At 70.2% G+C, this 20,447-nt stretch carries 11 protein-coding genes; 1 reads left to right on the forward strand and 10 read right to left on the reverse strand.

What is annotated here, in order from left to right; translation table 11 throughout:
- Window positions 1-12 precede the first annotated feature (12 nt).
- The 5 genes from glgB to OG381_RS31910 all read right to left on the reverse strand — a co-directional run bounded on the left by glgB (window position 13) and on the right by OG381_RS31910 (window position 9,062).
- Window positions 13-2,391 (reverse strand): 1,4-alpha-glucan branching enzyme, encoded by a 2,379-nt coding sequence (gene glgB / locus OG381_RS31890; protein WP_327719480.1) that lies wholly within the window; start codon window positions 2,389-2,391, stop codon window positions 13-15.
- A 26-nt stretch (window positions 2,392-2,417) separates the two neighbouring features.
- Entirely contained in the window at window positions 2,418-3,788 is a 1,371-nt protein-coding gene (locus OG381_RS31895) for a maltokinase N-terminal cap-like domain-containing protein (RefSeq protein ID WP_327719481.1), read from the reverse strand.
- Between the two features lie 85 nt (window positions 3,789-3,873).
- Window positions 3,874-5,574 (reverse strand): maltose alpha-D-glucosyltransferase, encoded by a 1,701-nt coding sequence (treS, locus tag OG381_RS31900; RefSeq protein WP_327719482.1) that lies wholly within the window; start codon window positions 5,572-5,574, stop codon window positions 3,874-3,876.
- Window positions 5,571-7,655 carry an alpha-1,4-glucan--maltose-1-phosphate maltosyltransferase gene (locus OG381_RS31905; protein ID WP_327719483.1) on the reverse strand — a complete coding sequence of 695 codons (2,085 nt, stop codon included), beginning with the start codon at window positions 7,653-7,655 and terminating at the stop codon, window positions 5,571-5,573. The genes treS and OG381_RS31905 overlap by 4 nt, the downstream gene beginning before the upstream one ends.
- 204 nt (window positions 7,656-7,859) lie before the next feature.
- Entirely contained in the window at window positions 7,860-9,062 is a 1,203-nt protein-coding gene (locus tag OG381_RS31910) for a S8 family peptidase (protein WP_327719484.1), read from the reverse strand.
- Window positions 9,063-9,356: 294 nt separating this feature from the next.
- Between OG381_RS31910 and OG381_RS31915 the strand changes: the two genes are divergently transcribed.
- Entirely contained in the window at window positions 9,357-11,975 is a 2,619-nt protein-coding gene (locus OG381_RS31915; protein WP_327719485.1) for a glycosyltransferase family 1 protein, read from the forward strand.
- Between the two features lie 45 nt (window positions 11,976-12,020).
- Here OG381_RS31915 and OG381_RS31920 read toward each other — a convergent pair whose 3' ends face one another.
- The 5 genes from OG381_RS31920 to OG381_RS31940 form a co-directional block, all read right to left on the reverse strand.
- Complete coding sequence (locus OG381_RS31920; protein ID WP_327719486.1) at window positions 12,021-12,527, reverse strand: DUF1990 family protein; 507 nt, start codon at window positions 12,525-12,527, stop codon at window positions 12,021-12,023.
- A gap of 70 nt (window positions 12,528-12,597) precedes the next feature.
- Window positions 12,598-14,265, reverse strand: a complete 1,668-nt coding sequence (locus OG381_RS31925) for a M4 family metallopeptidase (RefSeq protein WP_327719487.1) — start codon at window positions 14,263-14,265, stop codon at window positions 12,598-12,600.
- A 296-nt stretch (window positions 14,266-14,561) separates the two neighbouring features.
- The gene (locus tag OG381_RS31930) at window positions 14,562-16,571 is read right to left on the reverse strand and encodes a M4 family metallopeptidase (protein ID WP_443062056.1); all 2,010 of its coding nucleotides are present in this window, start codon (window positions 16,569-16,571) and stop codon (window positions 14,562-14,564) included.
- 304 nt (window positions 16,572-16,875) lie between these two features.
- The gene (locus OG381_RS31935) at window positions 16,876-18,627 is read right to left on the reverse strand and encodes an ABC transporter ATP-binding protein (protein ID WP_327719489.1); all 1,752 of its coding nucleotides are present in this window, start codon (window positions 18,625-18,627) and stop codon (window positions 16,876-16,878) included.
- A complete protein-coding gene (locus tag OG381_RS31940) occupies window positions 18,624-20,432 on the reverse strand; it encodes an ABC transporter ATP-binding protein (protein WP_327719490.1) in 1,809 nt (602 codons plus the stop codon). The genes OG381_RS31935 and OG381_RS31940 overlap by 4 nt, the downstream gene beginning before the upstream one ends.
- Window positions 20,433-20,447: the final 15 nt, after the last annotated feature.

The following is a 20,447-nucleotide window of genomic DNA, read 5'->3' on the forward strand; positions in this document are numbered from 1 at the left end:
CGGCGCTCCCGGCTACTCGGGCCGTAGCCACACCGTGGCCAGCGGCGGCAGCGAGAGCGTGATGCTGGCCGGACGGCCGTGCCAGGCGGTCGCCTCCGGCTTGATGACGTCCGGGTTGGTCACGTCTCCGCCGCCGTACTTGCCGACGTCGGTGTTGAGGGTCTCGTGCCAGGCGGGGACGGAGTCGGGCACGCCGAGGCGGTAGTCGTGGCGGACGACGGGGGAGAAGTTGGAGACGGCGAGGAGGGGGTTTCCTTCGGCGTCCAGGCGCAGGAAGGCGAAGACGTTGTCCTCGGAGGCGTCTCCCACGATCCACTCGAAGCCGTCGGGGCTCGTGTCCAGCTGCCACAGGGCCGGGGTGTGGCGGTAGACGATGTTGAGGTCGCGGACCAGGTCCCGGACCCCGCGGTGGTCCGCTTCCGCGCCGTAGCCGGGGTCGAGGAGCCACCAGTCCGGGCCGTGCGCCTCGGACCACTCGGCGCCCTGGGCGAACTCCTGGCCCATGAAGAGGAGTTGTTTGCCGGGGTGGGCCCACATGAAGGCGAGGTAGGCGCGGTCGGTGGCGCGCTGCTGCCACCAGTCGCCGGGCATCTTCGACACCAGGGAGCGTTTGCCGTGGACGACCTCGTCGTGGGAGATCGGCAGGACGTAGTTCTCGCTGTAGGCGTACACCATGGAGAAGGTCATCTCGTGGTGGTGGTACTTGCGGTGCACCGGCTCGTGCTGGACGTAGCCCAGGGAGTCGTGCATCCAGCCCATGTTCCACTTCAGACCGAAGCCCAGACCACCGAAGCCGCCGGGGCCGATGTGGTGGGTGGCACGGGTGACGCCGTCCCAGGCCGTCGACTCCTCGGCGATGGTCACCACGCCCGGCACCCGCCGGTAGACCGTGGCGTTCATCTCCTGGAGGAACGCCACCGCGTCCAGGTTCTCCCGGCCGCCGTGCTCGTTCGGCACCCACTGGCCGGGCTCGCGCGAGTAGTCGAGGTAGAGCATCGAGGCGACCGCGTCCACCCGCAGCCCGTCGATGTGGAACTCCTCGCACCAGTACACGGCGTTGGCGACCAGGAAGTTGCGCACCTCACGGCGGCCGAAGTCGAACTCCAGGGTGCCCCAGTCGGGATGCGCGGAGCGGAGCGGGTCCTCGTGCTCGTACAGGGGCCGCCCGTCGAACTCGGCCAGCGCCCAGTCGTCGCGCGGGAAGTGGGCCGGCACCCAGTCCATCAGCACGCCGATGCCCGCCTGGTGGAAGGCGTCCACCAGGTACTTGAAGTCGTCGGGCGTGCCCAGCCGGGCCGTCGGGGCGTAGAAGCCGGTGACCTGATAGCCCCAGGAGCCGCCGAAGGGATGCTCGGCGACCGGCATGAGCTCGACATGGGTGAAACCGAGGTCCTTGACGTACGCCGGGAGCTGCTCGGCGAGTTGACGGTACGTCAGTCCCGGTCGCCAGGACGCCAGATGGACCTCGTACACCGAGAACGGAGCCTCGTGCGCCGGGGTGTCCGCGCGCCCCTCCAGCCACACGTCGTCGTGCCACTCGTGATGCGAGGCGTGCACGATCGACGAGGTGTTGGGCGGGACCTCGGTCCTGCGGGCCATCGGGTCGGCCCGCAGGGTCTTCGAACCGTCCTGCCGGGTGATCGCGAACTTGTACAGCTCGCCCTCGCCGACGCCGGGCACGAACAGCTCCCAGATACCGGTCGAACCGAGGGAGCGCATCGGATACCCCGTGCCGTCCCAGAAGTTGAAGGTGCCGGCCACACTCACCCCGCGCGCGTTCGGCGCCCACACCGTGAAGCGGGTGCCGGTCACGCCCTGGTGGGTCATCGGCTCGGCGCCGAGCGCCCGCCACAGCTGCTCGTGCCGGCCCTCGCCGATCAGATGCAGGTCCAGATCGCCCAGCGCGGGCAGGAAACGGTACGCGTCCTCCGTCTCCTGGACGCTGCCCTCGTACGTCACGAGCAGCCGGTAGGCGGGGACCTCCTGCAGCGGCACGAGGCCCGAGAAGAACCCGTCGCCGTCGTCGTGCAGCTCCGCCCGCAGGGTTCCGGCGAGGACCGTGACGGAGAGCGCGTACGGCTTGAAGACGCGGAAGGCTATGCCGCCGGGTATCGGATGGGCGCCCAGGACGCCGTGCGGGTCGTGGTGGGTGGCGGAGAGCAGACGGTCGCGGTCGTGGGCGTCGAGGGCGGGAGAGGCGGCCGGCACGACGGGCTCGGGCCGCGCCGGCGCCTTCTCGGCGGGCGCCTTCTTCGCCGTGGCCTTCTGGGCGGCGGCCTTCTTCACCGCCGGAGTCTCCTTCGCGGCGGCCTTCTTGGTGACCGCCTTCTCCGCGGCCTTCTTGACCGACTTCTTCGGATCCGAATCGCTGGACGGGGGGCGCGGGGTCACGGGTGGAGCCTCCTCGGCTGTGCGGGTCAGATCAGATCGGATGTGGCGTACCGCTCGATCGCGGCCATCGGCACCGGCAGCCAGTCGGGGCGGTGGCGGGCCTCGTAGACGACCTCGTAGATCGCCTTGTCCGTCTCGTAGGCCCGCAGCAGCACGGGATCGGTACGCGGATCGGCGCCGGCGACCTCGGCGTACCCGGAGCAGTACGCGGCCCGGCAGGCGTGGGCCCAGCCCGGCATCGGGGGATCGGCCGAGAGGGCGGCGTAGTCGAAGGAGCGGAGCATGCCCGCCACGTCCCGCGCCGGCGGCTGTGGCATCCGCCGCTCGGCCAGCGGCTTCGACGGCTCACCCTCGAAGTCGATCAGCGACCACTGCCCGGCGGGCGAGCGCAGACACTGGCCCAGATGCAGATCGCCGTGCACGCGCTGCGCGGTCCAGGTACGGCCCTCCGCGGCCAGGTCGGCCAGCGCGGTGAACGCCGAGTGCAGCCCGGGGGCGTACGGGCGCAGCGAGGGCACCGCCTGCACGGCCGCCTCCAGGCGCTCGGTCATGCCGTCGACCAGCGGTTGCAGCTGGGCCGCGCCCAGGGTCACCGAGGGCAGCGCCCGGGCCAGCGCGGTGTGCACCTCGGCGGTGGCCCGCCCCAGCGCGCGCGCCTCCGCAGTGAAGTCCTCCCCCTTGGCCAGCTCGCGCAGCGCCAGCTCCCAGCCGTCCGCCGCGCCCTGGACGAAGGGCTGGAGCACACCGAGGACGGACGACTCCCCGTCGAGCTCGGCGTGCAGCCACGCCGTCGGCGCCGGTACCCGTGGGCAGCCTTCGCGGGCCAGCGCCAGCGGGAGCTCCAGGTCGGGGTTGACGCCGGGCACGACCCGGCGGAGCAGCTTGAGAATGAACGTATCTCCGTAGATCACCGACGAGTTCGACTGCTCGGCGGTCACCATGCGGGGCACCAGACCGGACCGGATCTCCTGGTCCGGGTCCCGTTCGAAGCGCAGCCCGCCGATGCGGGCCTGGGCGCGCAGCGCCTCCAGGAGCACCTCGGCGGGCCGGGTGTCGTACAGGGCCTCGTACACCGTGCGTCCGGCGAGCGGGCCCTCTTCCATGTGACCGATCAGCGCGGGCGCCAGATGGGGTGGCAGCGCCTCGCGCACGCCTATGAGGAGCTGGTAGCAGTCGCCCGAGGTCATGGGCTGATGGGCCCGCACCAACAGGTGGTACAGGCCCAGCCTGCCCTCGACGGGGAGCAGCTCGGTCGCCGCGACCAGCGAGAATCCGGTGACCGGACGGCCCTTGCCCGCGAACCACCGCTGCCGTGGCAGCCACTCCCGCAGCAGTGGATCAAGAGACGCAAGGAGGGCGGGACTCGTCGTGGCAGTACGGATGACGGCTTCCGACATGGCGTCGCGTCCTTTCCCCGGGGTGGGCGGGGTGTTACTGATGCGTGCCCCGGGCGGGACGGGGGAAACCGCCCCGCCCGGGCTTCTAGAGCGCTTCCTTGCGGAGGCGGAACCAGTAGAAACCGTGCCCTGCCAGCGTCAGCAAGTACGGCAGGTCCCCGATGGCCGGGAACCGCACCCCGCCGAACAACTCGACCGGGTGCCGTCCGTTGAACGTGCTCAGGTCCAGCTCCGTCGGCTGTGCGAAGCGGGAGAAGTTGTGCACGCACAGGACCAGGTCGTCCTCGTACTCGCGCAGGAACGCGATCACGGCGGGGTTGGACGACTGGAGTTCGGTGTAGGAGCCGAGGCCGAAAGCGGGGTTCTGCTTGCGGATCTCGATCATGCGGCGGGTCCAGTGCAGCAGCGAGGAGGGCGACGACATCGACGCCTCGACGTTGGTGACCTGGTAGCCGTAGACGGGGTCCATGATGGTGGGCAGGTACAGCCGCCCGGGGTCACAGGACGAAAAACCTGCGTTGCGGTCCGGTGTCCACTGCATGGGGGTGCGGACCGCGTCGCGGTCGCCGAGCCAGATGTTGTCGCCCATGCCGATCTCGTCGCCGTAGTACAGGATCGGCGAGCCGGGCAGGGACAGCAGCAGCGCGGTGAACAGCTCGATCTGGTTGCGGTCGTTGTCCAGCAGGGTGGCGAGCCGGCGGCGGATACCGATGTTGGCGCGCATGCGGGGGTCTTTGGCGTATTCGGCCCACATGTAGTCGCGTTCTTCGTCGGTGACCATCTCGAGGGTGAGCTCGTCGTGGTTGCGCAGGAAGATGCCCCACTGGCAGCTCGACGGGATCGCCGGGGTCTTGGCGAGGATCTCCGAGACCGGGTAGCGCGATTCGCGGCGCACCGCCATGAAGATGCGGGGCATGACCGGGAAGTGGAAGGCCATGTGGCATTCGTCGCCGCCGGACCGGTAGTCGCCGAAGTAGTCGACGACGTCCTCGGGCCACTGGTTGGCCTCCGCCAGCAGCACCGTGTCCGGATAGTGCGCGTCGATCTCCTTGCGGACCCGCTTGAGGAACTCGTGGGTCGCCGGAAGGTTTTCGCAGTTGGTGCCCTCTTGCTGGTAGAGGTACGGCACCGCGTCGAGGCGGAAGCCGTCGATGCCGAGGTCCAGCCAGAACCGCAGCGCGGAGATGATCTCCTCCTGGACCGCCGGGTTCTCGTAGTTGAGGTCCGGTTGGTGGGAGAAGAAGCGGTGCCAGTAGTACTGCTTGCGGACCGGGTCGAAGGTCCAGTTGGAGGCCTCGGTGTCGACGAAGATGATCCGGGCGTCCTGGTACTGCTTGTCGTCGTCGGCCCAGACGTAGTAGTCGCCGTAGGGGCCGTCGGGGTCGTTGCGGGACTCCTGGAACCACGGGTGCTGGTCGCTGGTGTGGTTCATGACGAAGTCGATGATGACGCGCATGCCGCGCTGGTGGGCGGAGTCGACGAACTCCACGAAGTCGGCGAGGTCGCCGAACTCGGGCAGGACGGCCGTGTAGTTGGAGACGTCGTAGCCGCCGTCACGCAGAGGTGACTGGAAGAACGGCGGCAGCCACAGGCAGTCGACACCCAGCCATTGCAGGTAGTCGAGTTTGGCGGTGAGGCCCTTGAGGTCGCCGACGCCGTCGCCGTTGCTGTCCTGGAAGGAGCGGACCAGCACTTCGTAGAAGACGGCACGCTTGAACCAGTCGGGGTCCCGGTCCTTCGCGGGGGTGTCCTCGAAGGTGTCCTGGACGGGCTCGTTGACGATCATATTGTGGGTGACCCTCCGGTCTGCGGGGTGGACGGTCGCAGGACGGTCAGGATGTGCGCGGGGCGAGTGCCCGGTTCGAGGCGCACATAGTTCGCCCTGCCCCAGTGATAGGTCTCGCCGGTGAGCTCGTCGCGCACCGGCACCGACTCGTGCCATTCCAGGCCGAGTTGCGGCATGTCCAACGAGACCGTGGCCTCCTGGGTGTGGTGAGGGTCGAGGTTGACGACCACCAGAACCGTGTTCGAGCCGCTCTGCTTCGAGTACGCGATGACCGCTTCCTGGTCCGCGTGGTGGAAGTGGAGATCGCGCAACTGGCGCAGTGCGGGGCTCGCCCGCCTGATCCGGTTCAGCTGGGTGATCAGGGGGGTGATGCTGTCGGCGGTGTCCCAGTCACGGTGGCGGAGCTGGTACTTCTCGGAGTCGAGGTACTCCTCGCTGCCCTCGCGCAGGGGGGTGTTCTCGCACAGTTCGTAGCCGCTGTAGATCCCCCAGGTGGGGGAGAGGGTCGCGGCCAGCACCGCCCGGATCTCGAAGGCGGGCCGGCCGCCCTGCTGGAGATAGGCGTGCAGGATGTCGGGGGTGTTGGCGAAGAAGTTGGGCCGCATATAGGCGGCCGCCTCACCCGACAGCTCGGTCAGGTACTCGGTGAGTTCTTCCTTGGTGTTGCGCCAGGTGAAGTACGTGTACGACTGCTGGAACCCGATCTGGGCCAGGGTGTGCATCATCGCCGGCCGGGTGAACGCCTCGGCCAGGAAGATCACGTCCGGGTCGGCGGCGTTGATCTCCGCGATCACCCGCTCCCAGAAGACCACCGGCTTGGTGTGCGGGTTGTCGACCCTGAAGATCCGCACCCCGTGCTCCATCCAGAACCGCAGCACCCGCAGCGTCTCCGCGACCAGACCGTCCATGTCGGCGTCGAAGGCGATCGGGTAGATGTCCTGGTACTTCTTCGGCGGGTTCTCCGCATAGGCGATGGTGCCGTCGGGGCGGTGATGGAACCACTCCGGATGCTTGTGCACCCAGGGATGATCCGGCGAACACTGCAGCGCGAAGTCCAGCGCGATCTCCAGATGGTGCTCGCGGGCCCGGGCCACGAACCAGTCGAAGTCCTCGATCGTCCCCAGGTCGGGGTGGACGGCGTCGTGGCCGCCCTCCGGGGAGCCGATCGCCCACGGCACGCCCACGTCCTCGGCGGTGGCGGACAGGGTGTTGTTGGGGCCCTTGCGGAAGGTCGACCCGATCGGATGGACCGGCGGCAGATACACCACGTCGAACCCCATCGCCGCGATCGCCCCCAGCCGCCGCGCGGCCGTGCGGAAGGTACCGTGCGGACGCTGCGGCGTGCCCTCGGAGCGCGGGAAGAACTCGTACCAGGCCCCGTACAGCGCCCGCTCCCGCTCCACCAGCAGCGGCAGCACCTCGGAAACCGTCACCAGCTCGCGCAGCGGATACCGCGCCAGCACCGCGTCCACCTCCGGCGTCAACGCCCCCGCCAGCCGCGCCGCGGCCGGGCGGGTCTCGTCGCGGAGGGCCGCCACGGCGGCGCGGATCACCTTGCGCAGGCCCTCGCCCTTGGGAACGCCGTCGGCGGCCCGCTCGTACAGGCGCGCGCCGTCCTCCAGGACGAGGTCGGTGTCCATGCCCGCCGGGATCTTGATCTGGGCGTGGTGGCGCCAGGTGCTGATCGGATCGCCCCAGGCCTCGACGTGGAACGTCCAGTGGCCGGGTTCACCGGCCGTGACCTCGGCGCCCCAGCGATCGGTGCCGGGGACCAGTTCACGCATCGGGGTCCAGGGGCCCGGGCGCCCTTCGGGGTCTTTCAGTACGACGTTGGCGGCGACCGCGTCATGGCCTTCGCGGAACACGGTGGCCGAGATCTCGAACGTCTCGCCGGTGACCGCCTTCGCGGGCCGGCGTCCGCGCTGGACGATCGGACGGACGTCGAGGACGGGTATGCGCCCGATGCCGTCGCCGACGGAGGGTGGCTCCGGAGGCGGTGGCTGGATGGCTGCCGAGTGGTGCTCGGGGGGTGACTCGGTACCGGCCGTCGGGGGTGCTGACGAGTGGTGCGTGGCGGGCATGACCGCTCCTGTCCGCGTCAACGTGGGTGGGCGGATGGCTGTGGGGAGGTGGGTCCTGCGTGGTGTTGCTGGGGGTTGTACCGGAGGAGCCTTCCCACCCTATTCGGGTGAGCAATCCGGCACTTTGTTAACTACTCACGCGTATGTCTACACACAAGACCGGCCCCGTTCGAGACGAACGGGGCCGAATCCTGCACACTGTCGCTACGGGGCCGGAACCTGCAGCAGTTTGTTCGGCGAGGCAAGCCCTCGGCCGGAGATTTTTCCGGAAACCGCCTGCGCGACCAGCGCCTTGGACACCTGTGCGGGTGTAGCCCTGGGATGGTCGGCCAGATAGAGCGCGGCCGTGCCCGCCGCGTGCGGCGACGCCATCGACGTACCCGAGAAGGTGGCCTTGGCGGTGTCGGCCTTGTGGGATGCCGAGGTGATCGCGACGCCCGGGGCGAAGAGGTCGAGGGCGGCGCCGAAGTTGGAGAAGTCCGCCCGCGCGTCCTTCTTGTCGCTCGCGCCGACCGTGATCGCCTGCCGGACGTTCGCGGGCGAGTAGAGGCTCGCCGGCAGCGCGTCGTTGCCCGCCGCGACCGTGTACGTGACACCCGACTTGATCGAGTTGCGTACGGCGGCGTCGAGTTGGGCGTTGCGGTAGCCGCCGAGGCTGACGTTGGCGACGGCGGGCTTCCTCGCGTGCTTGGTCACCCAGTCGATACCCGCGATGACCTGGGCGGTCGTGCCCGAACCGGCGTTGTCGAGGACACGGACGGCGACGACCTCGGCCCGCTTGGCGACGCCGTACCTGGTGCCCGCGACGGTGCCGGCGACATGGGTGCCGTGGCCGTTCCCGTCGCTCGCGGTCCGGTCGCCGTCGACGAAGTCCCAGCCGTAACGGGCGCGTCCGGCGAAGTCCTTGTGCGAGACGCGGATGCCGGTGTCGATCACGTACACCGTCGCTCCGGCGCCCGCGGACTCGGGCCAGGTGTAGCTCTTGTCCAGCGGCAGATTCTTCTGGTCGACGCGGTCCAGCCCCCAGGACGGCGGGTTCTGCCGGCTGCGCTCCAGGGTCACACGGGTGTCCTGGGTGACCGACGCGACGCGGGAGTCGGCGGCGAGGAACCTGGCCTGTCTCTCGTCGGCCTCGACCGCGTAGCCGTTGAGGACCGTGCCGTAGGTATGGCTTATTTTCGCCCCGTACATCTCGGCGACACGTCTTCCCGCCGACGACGGAGCCTTCGTTCCCCCCTTGAGAGTCACCAGGTAGCTTCCCCCGACGGAACCGGGGGTCCCGGCGCCGAGTATCTTCCCCTCCGGCGCGGCGTGCGCGGGCAGGGTGATGGCCGAAAGCGCGGCGGCACAGGTCACCGCGGTCAGGCCCCCCGCCCAGCGCAGACGCCATGTGCGCGTCCGTGCCATGGTGTGAGTTCCCCTCCTCGACTCGGCGTACGACGGCCGTGGTGCACCGGGAGCCGACCGGCGTGGCCGATACGCCACCCGCAGCCTCTCGTGGGGTGCGAAGCCGCCACAAGCACGCCTATGGGGGCGGAATCGGCCATACCGTCCATGGGGGGCGCGTGAAGGTTGCGGCGTTTTCCGGTCTGTCTGCTTCTGCCGCACCGTGGTTACGAGGGCCGCCGCCCTATACCGTCGACGGTGACGACGGGGCGCACAGCGCGGTGCGTCCCCCTCCGCACGTCGTACGAGGTGGCAATGAAGGCTATCCGTCGCTTCACCGTCCGACCCGTACTGCCCGAACCCCTCCGGCCGCTGAGCGACCTCGCGCGCAATCTGCGCTGGTCCTGGCATGCGGAGACCCGTGACCTGTTCCAGTCGGTCGATCCGGAGTGCTGGGCCGCTTCGGGCTGTGATCCCGTACGCCTGCTGGGCGACGTACCGCCCCGGCGGCTCGCCGAGCTGGCGGAGGACCGCCGCTTCCTGCGCCGGCTGACGGCCGCCGCGGACGATCTGCACGACTATGTCTCCGGCGCGCGCTGGTACCAGGCGCAGTCCGGCGAACTCCCCGCCGCCGTCGCCTACTTCTCACCCGAGTTCGGCGTCACGGCGGCCCTGCCCCAGTACTCCGGCGGTCTGGGCATCCTGGCGGGCGACCATCTGAAGGCGGCCAGTGACCTGGGCGTCCCGCTGATAGGCGTGGGCCTGCTGTACCGGCACGGCTACTTCCGCCAGTCGCTGTCCCGCGACGGCTGGCAGCAGGAGCACTATCCCGTCCTCGACCCCAACGAACTGCCCGTGGCGTTGCTGAGGGAGGCCGACGGCGCGCCCGCACAGGTGTCGCTGGCCCTGCCCGGCGGCAAACAGCTGCACGCCCGGATCTGGCTGGCCCAGGTCGGCCGCGTGCCCCTGCTGATGCTCGACTCCGACGTCGAGGAGAACGACCTCGGCGAACGCGGGGTGACCGACCGGCTCTACGGCGGCGGCAGCGAGCACCGCCTGCTCCAGGAGATGCTGCTGGGCATCGGCGGGGTCCGGGCGGTCCGCACCTACTGCCGGCTGACCGGCCACGCCGCACCCGAGGTCTTCCACACCAATGAGGGCCACGCCGGGTTCCTGGGGCTGGAGCGGATCGCCGAACTGGGCGATCAAGGCCTCGATTTCGACGCGGCACTGGAAGCGGTCCGGGCCGGGACGGTCTTCACCACCCACACCCCCGTCCCCGCCGGCATCGACCGCTTCGACCGCGAACTGGTCGCCCGGCACTTCGGCACGGATGCCGAGTTGCCGCGCATCGACGTCGAACGGATCCTGCGGCTCGGCATGGAGACCTATCCGGGAGGCGAGCCCAACCTGTTCAACATGGCGGTGATGGGCCTGCGCCTGGGGCAGCGCGCGAACGGCGTCTCGCTGCTCCACGGTCAGGTCAGCCGCGAGATGTTCTCCGGACTCTGGCCGGGATTCGACCCCGACGAGGTGCCGATCACCTCAGTGACGAACGGGGTGCACGCGCCGACCTGGGTCGCCCCGGAGGTCTTCCGGCTCGGCGCCCGGCAGATCGGCGCCCAGCGCACCGAGGACGCGCTGACGGTCGGCGGCTCGGACCGGTGGGACGCGGTGGGGGAGATCCCCGACCAGGACATCTGGGAGCTGCGCCGGGTGCTGCGCGAGCAGCTGGTGACGGAGGTGCGCGAGCGCCTGCGCGTGTCGTGGCGCCAACGAGGCGCGGGAACAGCCGAGTTGGGGTGGATCGACGGGGTGCTGGACCCGGACGTCCTGACGATCGGATTCGCGCGGCGCGTCCCGTCGTACAAACGCCTGACGCTGATGCTGCGCGACCGGGACCGGCTCATGGACCTGCTGCTGCACCCCGAGCGGCCGATCCAGATCGTGGTCGCGGGGAAGGCGCACCCGGCGGACGACGGCGGAAAGCGGCTGGTCCAGGAGCTGGTCCGGTTCGCGGACGACCCGAGGGTGCGGCACCGGATCGTGTTCCTGCCGGACTACGGCATGGCGATGGCGCAGAAGCTCTACCCGGGCTGCGACATCTGGCTGAACAACCCGCTGCGCCCGCTGGAGGCGTGCGGGACGTCGGGGATGAAGGCGGCGCTCAACGGCTGCCTCAACCTGTCGGTCCTGGACGGCTGGTGGGACGAGTGGTTCCAGCCCGACTTCGGCTGGTCGATCCCGACCGCGGACGGAACGGGCACGGACCCCGACCACCGGGACGACGTGGAGGCGGCGGCGCTGTACGACCTGCTGGAGCAGCGGGTCACGCCACGGTTCTACGAGCGCGGGCAGGGCGGGCTGCCGGACCGCTGGATCGAGATGGTCCGCCAGACCCTGACCCTGCTCGGCCCGAAGGTGCTGGCCGGCCGCATGGTCCGGGACTACGTGGAGCGCCTCTACACGCCGGCCGCGCACGCGCATCGCGCGATGACGCCGGACCTGGCGCGGGAGCTCGCCCTCTGGAAGGCGCGGGTGCGCGGCGCCTGGTCCTCGGTCACCGTCGACCACGTCGAGACGTCGGTCGCGACGACCACGGCGGAACTCGGGTCCACGCTCGGGCTACGGGTGCGGGTGGGGCTCGGTGAGCTGAGCCCCGAGGACGTCGAGGTGCAGGCCGTGTCCGGGCGCGTGGACGAGGAGGACCGGATCGCGGACGCGATGACGGTTCCCCTGAAGCCCGTGGGCGGGCCCGACCAGGAAGGGCGGTGGGTGTACGAGGGGCCGCTGTCACTGGACCGGACGGGGCCCTTCGGATACACCGTCCGCATCCTTCCCTCGCATCGGCTGCTGGCGTCCGGGGCGGAGCTGGGGCTGGTGGCGGTGCCGTCGGAGGACGTGGTGGAGGCGGCGGGGGTGCTGATGAGGTGACAGGCGCTTGAGCTCGACAGGCGGCTGGCGCGGCCCGGGCAGGACTCAGTCCTCGCCCCCGCCGCTCAGCCGCCGCAGCACCACCCCGCACCTGCGCGCGTACGCGTGCTGCAACCCCCGGGTCGCCGGCCCGCCCGCCTTGGCGTACCACTTCGCGGCCCGGCTGAACGCGGAGACGGTGAGCCAGACCGTGCCGTCTCCCGTCCGGTCCACGACGAAGGACTCCTCGCCGCACTCGGGGTGGCCGGAAAGCGTCCCGTACGCCCAGCCCGCGCGGCGGTGTTCCTCCACCGTCCAGACCACACGGCAGGGTGCCTTGATGAGGCCGGCCAGCGTCACCGTGACGTCGACGTCGGGCGCCGCGCGTTCCGCGGAGGCGTCGATGCCCATGCCCAGCGCCCGGTGCATCTCCCAGGTCAGGACCGCTTCCGAGGCGCGGCGGAAGACCTGTTCGCCCTCGCCGATGCGGTTGCGGACGTGGAGGGGGCGGAAGCCGGGCGGGCAGAAACCGTTCCGCTGGGTCGCGCCTACGTCGTCGTACGTGAAGGACATGGGAGACAAGGGTAGGGCGGCACCCGGGAATGCCTTCGTCCCGGGTACCGCCCAGCGAGCCCCCCTCGGGCTAGCTCACGTTGACCGCGGACCAGGCGGCGGCCACCGCCTTGTACTCGGTGCTGGTGGAGCCGTACAGGGCGGAGGCCGCCGAGAGCGTGCCCGTGCGTGCCGCCTTGTAGTTGGTCGTCGACGTGAAGTACGTCGTCAGCGCCTTGTACCAGATCTGGAGCGCCTTGGCGCGGCCGATGCCGGTGACCGTGGAGCTGTTGGACGTGGGCGAGTTGTAGCTCACGCCGTTGATCGTCTTCGCGCCGCTGCCCTCCGAGAGGAGGTAGAAGAAGTGGTTCGCGACGCCGGACGAGTAGTGGACGTCCAGGTTGCCGACCGAGGAGGACCAGGAGTCCGCCGAGCCGCCGTCCTTGCTGGGCTTGTCCATGTAGCGCAGCGGGGAGCCGTCGCCGTTGATGTCGATCTCCTCGCCGATGAGGTAGTCACCGACGTCGTTGGAGTTGGCCGCGTAGAACTCGACACCCGTGCCGAAGATGTCCGAGGTCGCCTCGTTGAGGCCGCCGGACTCGCCGCTGTAGTTCAGACCGGCCGTGTTCGAGGTGACACCGTGGCTCATCTCGTGGCCGGCCACGTCCAGCGAGGTCAGCGGGTGCGTGTTCGTCTCGCCGTCGCCGTACGTCATGCAGAAGCAGCTGTCGTCCCAGAACGCGTTGACGTACGCGTTGCCGTAGTGGACCCGGGAGTAGGCCGCGACACCGTTGTTCTTGATGCCGGAGCGGCCGAAGGTGGACTTGTAGAAGTCCCAGGTGGTCGCCGCGCCGTAGGCGGCGTCGACGGCCGCGGTCTGGTCGGTGGTGGAGCTGGAGGCGGCTCCGGTGCCCCACGTGTTGTCGGCGTCCGTGAAGAGCGTGCCAGCGGAGGAGCTGGTGCCGTGGGACTTGTTGTACGTCTTGTGGCTGCCGCGCGTGCCGTCGGTCAGCTGGTACGTCGAGCCCGACAGGGTGGTCTCCAGGCTGACCGTGCCCGAGTACAGGCTCTTGCCGGTGCCGGTCGCGTTCTCGATGCCCTGGTACTCGAAGAGCTTCTTGCCGGTGGCGGCGTCGGTGATGACGTGCAGCTGGTTGGGGGTGCCGTCGTCCTGGAAGCCGCCGACGATCGTCTCGTAGGCGAGGACGGGGGTGCCCGAGCCGGCCCAGACGACCTTGCGCGCGCCGTCGGCGGCGGTCTTCTCCGAGCCCGCGGCCTTGGCGATGGTCAGCGCCTGCTTCTCGGCCTTGGCGACGGTGAGCTTCGGGGTCAGGGAGGAGACCTTGATGGTCTTGGTCGTCGCTCTGGAGACGCCCTTGGCCGCACCGGACTTCGACTCGTGGACGACCAGGTCGCCACCGAGGACCGGCAGCCCGGCGTAGGTGCGCTCGTAACGGGTGTGAACGGTGCCGTCGGCGTCCTTCACGACGTCCTTGACGACCAGCTTCTCCTTGGCGCCGAGGCCTATCTCCCGGGCGGTGTCGGAGGCGTCGGCCTGCTGCTGCTTGATGAGCGTGGTGCGCGCGGCGGGAGACAGCTGGAGGGGCGCTGCGGCGAGAGTGGCCTTGCCCGTGGCTTCCGCCGGGCTCTGCGCCGCGGCACTGCCGGTGGTCAGACCGGTGGCGAGGAGGGCTCCGGCCGCGACAGCGGTGGCGATGGCCAGAGTGGTGTGCTTGCGACGCGCGTAGACGGGGGTCACACAAGCTCCTTAGTGGGGGAGCCCGGACGGTTGTGGGGCAACCGGCCGGGGTGGTTGTGAAGTTGTGCGGCGGGTGTGAGGAAGAGTGACATCAGGGCCGCATAAATGTCATGACCCCGTCGTGATGTTGGCCGAAAACCAGCGACTGGGTGAACATTTCCGCAATGTAAAGCGACGTGACCTCGGCAAAGGCCCAACAAGCCCTCGGTAAGGCGCTGGCAAAAAGAGGGCGCCGCCCCGGGGAGTCGAACCACCGGGACGGCGCCCTGTCCTTCAGCCGATCGGCACCACCCGGTCTACGGGAAGGTGAGCTTCCAGCTGTTGATGTAGCCGGTGTCGATCGCCGCGTTGTCCTGAACCCTCAACAGCCAGGTCCCGTTGGCGACTTCGGAGGACGCGTTCACCGTGTAGGTGGTGTTGAGGTTGTCCGTGCTCCCACCGGTGCCGTACGCCTTCAGCGTGTACGCCGAGCCGTCGGGGGCGACCAGCTGGACCTGGAGGTCACCGATGTAGGTGTGCACGATGTCGACCGCGACCGCGAGGTTCGACGGCGCGTTGCCCGTACGGCCGGACACCGTGATCGGGGACGTCACCGCGGCCCCGTTGTCCGGAATCGATACGTCGGTCGTGCTCTCGAAGGAGGTGCCGCCGCCACCGCCGCCACCGGGACGCGAACCGACCGCCACGCCCGCCCAGGCGTTCTGGACCGCCGTGTACTCCGCGCTCGTCGTGCCGTACAGCTCACCCGTCGCCGCGAGGGTGCCGGTGCGGGCCGCCGCGTAGTTGGTCGTGGAGGTGAACTTCGTGGTCAGCGCGCGGAACCAGATCTTCTCCGCCTTGTCGCGGCCGATACCGGTGACCGGAAGGCCGTCCGCGGTGGGCGAGTTGTAGCTGACGCCGTTGATGGTTTTGGCGCCGCTGCCCTCGGACAGGAGGTAGAAGAAGTGGTTCGCCGGTCCGGACGAGTAGTGCACGTCGGCGTTGCCGATGCTGGACGTCCAGTTGTTGTACGACGAGCCGTCCTTGCTCGGCTGGTCCATGTACCGCAGCGGCGTGCCGTCGCCGTTGATGTTGATCTCCTCGCCGATGAGGTAGTCACCGACGTCGGAGGAGTTGTTGGCGTAGAACTCGACGGTCGAACCGAAGATGTCCGAGGTCGCCTCGTTCAGGCCGCCGGACTCACCGCTGTAGTTGAGTCCGGCCGTGTTCGAGGTGAGCCCGTGGGTCATCTCGTGCGCGGCCACGTCGATCGACGTGAGCGGGTTGGTGTTGCCCGAGCCGTCGCCGTACGTCATGCAGAAGCAGCTGTCGGACCAGAACGCGTTGACGTAGTTGTTGCCGTAGTGGACGCGGGAGTACGCCCCGACGCCGTCACCGCGGATACCGCTGCGTCCGTGCACGTTCTTGTAGTAGTCCCACGTCAGCGCGGCACCGTAGTGCGCGTCCGCGGCGGCCGACTCCAGGTTGGACGGGCTGCCGTTGCCCCAGATGTCGTCCGGACCGGAGAAGAGGGTGCCGGTACCGGAGGTGCCGCGGTTGAGGTTGTACGTCTTGTGACCGCCGCGGGTGCCGTCCGTGAGGTTGTACGTCGACCCGGCCTGCGTGGTGCCGAGGGTGACCGAGCCCGAGTACACCGTGTTGCCGGTGCCGGTCTCGATCGCCTCCCACTCGTACAGCTTCGCGCCGGTCGCCGCGTCCGTGACGACGTGCAGCTCCTGCGGGGTGCCGTCGTGCTGGAAGCCGCCCACGACCGTCTCGTACGCCAGGGTCGGCTTGCCGTCGCCCGCCCAGATCACCTTGCGCGGGGCGCGGTTGACGGCGGGGCTCTTGGCGTCCTCCGCCTTCGCGGCGCCGAGGGCCTGGCTCTTGGCCTTGGCGGCGGAGACGGCGGCCGTGGTGGTGGCCGGCTTGATGGCGGCGCGGGTCGCCTTCACGACGGACTCGGTCGCGTCGGCCTTCGTGGATTCCACGACGAGGTCGCCGCCGAGGACGGGCAGGCCGTCGTAGGTGCGCTCGTAGCGGGTGTGGATGGTTCCGTTGCCGTCCTTGAGGACGTCACGGACGACCAGCTTCTCCTTGGCGCCCAGGCCCAGTTCCCTGGCGGTTTCCGCCTTGGTGGCGTTGGCCGTGCGGATCAGCGCGGCGCGCTGGGCGGGGGTGAGTTTGACGGACTCGGCGCCCGGTATGACCTTGCCCGCGGCCGACGGTGCCTTCTCCGGGGCTGCGGACGCGGCGCCCGACTGGACGGCCGCGGCGATCAGGGCGGACACACCGACCAGGGCCACTGCGGCGGCCCGGCGGGGCATGGTGTGGGAGGTGCGTCTGTGGGAGGAACTCGCTCTCAACACTGACTCCTGCGTCTGCGGGCCGCGGGTCGCGCGGCCGGGGGAGACCGGGCGGCGGGTGGGCCGGCCGGGCAGAACGGGAATTGCGCGTGCGGGAGTTCGGCCGCGGCACAGCGCTGTGCGGATGCTGTGGGGTTGCTGTGACGGGGCCGTGGGAAGAGTGGCAGCAGTTCGCGGTTTCTGTCAGGAGCGCGTCAGGAAGTTGGCTGGAAATCGTCCGTTGCCCGGATGGTCATGTTCGTTATACGGGCAATTTGCCTGCTCGTCAGGACGGCCGGCCCCCGTGCCACGAGTGCCACAGCGCCGCGTACGCCCCGTCCGCCGCCACCAGCTCCTCGTGCGAGCCGAGTTCGGTGAGCAGCCCGTCCTCCATCACCGCGACCCGGTCCGCGTCGTGCGCGGTGTGCAGCCGGTGCGCGATCGCGATGACGGTACGTCCCTCCAGTACGGCGGCCAGGGCGCGCTCGGTGTGCCGGGCGGTGGTCGGGTCGAGCAACGCCGTGGCCTCGTCGAGGATCAGGGTGTGCGGGTCGGCCAGCACCACCCGGGCCAGGGCCAGTTGCTGGGCCTGCGAGCCGTCGGTGGCGCGACCGCCGTCGCCCAGCGCGGTGTCGAGGCCGTCGGGCAGCTCACGCACCCAGGCGTCGGCGCCGACCGCGGCCAGCGCCGACCACAACTCCGCGTCCCCTGCGGACGGTTCGGCGATCAGCAGATTGTCCCGGACCGAGCCCAGGAACACATGGTGCTCCTGCGTGACCAGGACGACCTGGCGGCGCAGCAGCTCGGGGCCGAGCTCGACGACGGGCACCCCGCCGACCGTCACGCTGCCCGCGCTGGGCGCGTCGACGCCCGCGATGAGCCGGCTGAGCGTGGTCTTCCCGGCACCGGACGGCCCCACGACCGCGAGCCGCTCCCCGGGCCGTACCGTCAGATCGACCCCGTGCAGCACCTCGCCGCCCCGGCCGTAGGAATACCGCACGCCGGTCACGTCGATCCGGTCACCGGCCGGGGACAGGACCTTGGCCTCGCCGGCCCGCGGAGCGCGCGCCAGCCCCTCCACGCGGGCGAACGAGGCACTGGCGCTCTGCAGTTGCTCGACCCGGACCAGGATCTGGTCGAGCGGGTTGACCAACTGGTTGAGGTAGAGGGCGGCCGCCACGACCGAGCCCAGACTCATCGCCCCGTGCGTGTGCAGGAGTCCGCCGATGACCAGGATCCCGGCGATGGGGATGACGTACGACACCTCCACCGAGGGGAAGAACACGCTGCGCAGGTAGAGGGTGTGGAAGCGGGTGCGCCGGGCGGTCTCGAGGGTGTCCCGGCCGGCCCGGACACGCCGCTCCTCCAGCCGGAGCGCCTCCACCGTACGGGCGCCCGCCGCCGTCGCCGCGACGATCTCGGCGACGTCCGAGGTCGCCGCCCCCTCGGCGAGATAGCCCTCCCGGGCCCGGCGCAGATACCAGCGCAGGGCGAACCAGATCGGGGTGAGGCCGAGTACGGCGACGGCGCCGAGGACGGGATCGATCAGGAAGATGGCGACGAGCGCGAACAGGAACCGTACGGAGTTGATGAACAGGTCGGGACCGGCGTCGCGCAGTGTCGTGCCGACCGTGGCCACGTCCGCCGTACCGCGGGCGGTGAGGTCGCCCGTTCCCGCGCGCTCCACCACGGACGCGGGCAGGGCGAGCGTGCGGTCCACGAACTCCTCGCGGACCCGGGCGAGGGTGCGTTCGCCGAAGCGGTGGCCCACGTAACGGGCCCAGCGGGCGAGCAGCAACTCCGCGAGGGAGCACACCAGCAGGGCGAGGGCGAGCCGGTCCACGGCGCCCACTCCGCTGCCCGCGCGGACCTCGTCGATGATTCTGCCGAGCAGCCAGGGCCCGCCGAGGCCGGCGATCGCGGCCAGCGCGTTGAGGGCGAGGGCGGCGGTGAAGGCCCGGCCGTCGGCCCGGATCAGGCGGAGCGAGGCCTTGCGCACGTCCGCGGGTTCGGCGACGGGCAGGTGTCCGGACGTCACCGTACGGCCTCCTCGGAGTCGGTGTCCCTGGCGACGAGCCGGCGGTAGCCGGGGGTGGTGTCGAGGAGTTGGCGGTGGGTGCCGGTGGCCGCGACCTTGCCGTCGACCAGGTAGAGGACGGTGTCCATGTGGTCCAGGACCAGGGGGGAGGTGGTGGCGACGAGGGTGGTACGACCGTCGCGGGCGGCGCGGAGTCTGTCGGCGACGCGGGCCTCGGTGTGGGCGTCCAGGGCCGAGGTGGGTTCTGTGGCGAGGAGTATTTCCGGGTCGGCGGCGAGGGCTCGTGCGAGGCGGACGCGTTGGCGTTGGCCGCCGGAGAGGTTGCGGGCCTGGGCGTCGATCTGTGAGTCCAGGCCGTCCGGGAGGGCCTGGACTATGTCGTCGGCCACCGCTGCGTGGAGGGCTCGGGAGATGTGCGCTTCTAGGGGTGCCTCGGGTTGTCGCATGGCGTCCGCGGGTTCGTTGTGGCTGGTCGCGCCCCGCGGCGGAGCCGCAAATTGATACAGCCCCGAGCCCCTGAGGGTGTCTCCGGCGCTGTCTATGACGTTGCGCAGGGTGTCCGCGAACACGTCCGCCTCGTGGTCCGCCACCAGGATGCGGGCGCGGATCTCCTTCAACGGGATTTCGTCCAGGGGGACTTCGCCCCAGGTCGTTCGCGACGGGGTGTATCTGCCCAGGCGGTCGATCACCGTTGCCGCGTCCGCCGGATGGGCGCTCGCCAGTGCCGTCAGGCGGCCCGGTCGGACCTTCACGTCCGACTCGGGGTCGTGGAGTACCGACGGTTCCGCGGGGGCCGGCCTTGTGCCCGCGTCCTCCATCGGCTCCAGGCGCAGGAAACGTACGACGCGGCGGGCCGCCACCACGCCCCGGCTCAGCATGTAGCCGCACTCGACCCAGAACGCCACCGGGCCCACCAGGACCGCGACATAGCCGTAGACCGAGACCAGCTCGCCCACGGTGATGTCGCCCTGGGCTACGAGGCGGGCGGCCAGCCAGGTCACCACGGACAGGAAGACCGTCGGGAGGCCCACGCCGAGGGACTGGACCCAACTGGTGACCGCGCCGACGCGGTAGCCCTGCGCGCGCAGATGCTGGGAGTCGCGGTGGAAGGCGTCCGCGACCAGACCCTTGCCGCCGAGGCCGTTGAGAACGCGCAGGCCGCTCGCGAGGTCGGCGATACGGGCGGTGAGGACGCCCTGCCGCTCGCGGTACTCGGTCTCCGTGCCCTGGAGACGGGTGAGGAGAGGGCCGACGAGGACGACGATCGCGGGGATGCCCAGCAGCACCACGGCCGCGATCAGCGGCGAGACCGAGACCAGCAGTCCGGCGATCGTCAGATAGGCGATGACGGCCCCCACCCCCGGGCCGACCACGGTCAGGGCCTGGGCGATCGTCTGCACGTCGCCCACCCCGATCGTGACGACCTCCCCGGCACCCGCCCGGCGCGACAGCGCGGCGCCGAGCCGGACCGCGTGGCCGACGACGACCTTCACCGTGCGGAAGTTGGCGTCCATCCGCACCCGGGTCATCGTGCGGTGCCGCATGATGCTCAGCCACGCGTTGAACGACCCCACCACGAAGAGGACCGCGGACCAGCCGGTCAGCGCGCCGAAGTCACCCGGTTCCAGACCCTCGTCGATCGCCTTGGCCATCAGGTACGGCGTCGCGGCCAGCAGCACCATCCAGGTACTGGCGATCACCGCCCCGAGGGCACACCGGCCCGCCTGGCACCGCACCAGCCACCACAGGTACCACCAGCCGCCCCGCGCGTCGGGCGTGCCGGGATCCTCGTACGCGTCGATCACCTGTCGTTCCCCCCG

The sequence above is a fragment of the Streptomyces sp. NBC_00490 genome (genome assembly GCF_036013645.1).
Lineage (GTDB): Bacteria > Actinomycetota > Actinomycetes > Streptomycetales > Streptomycetaceae > Streptomyces > Streptomyces canus_F.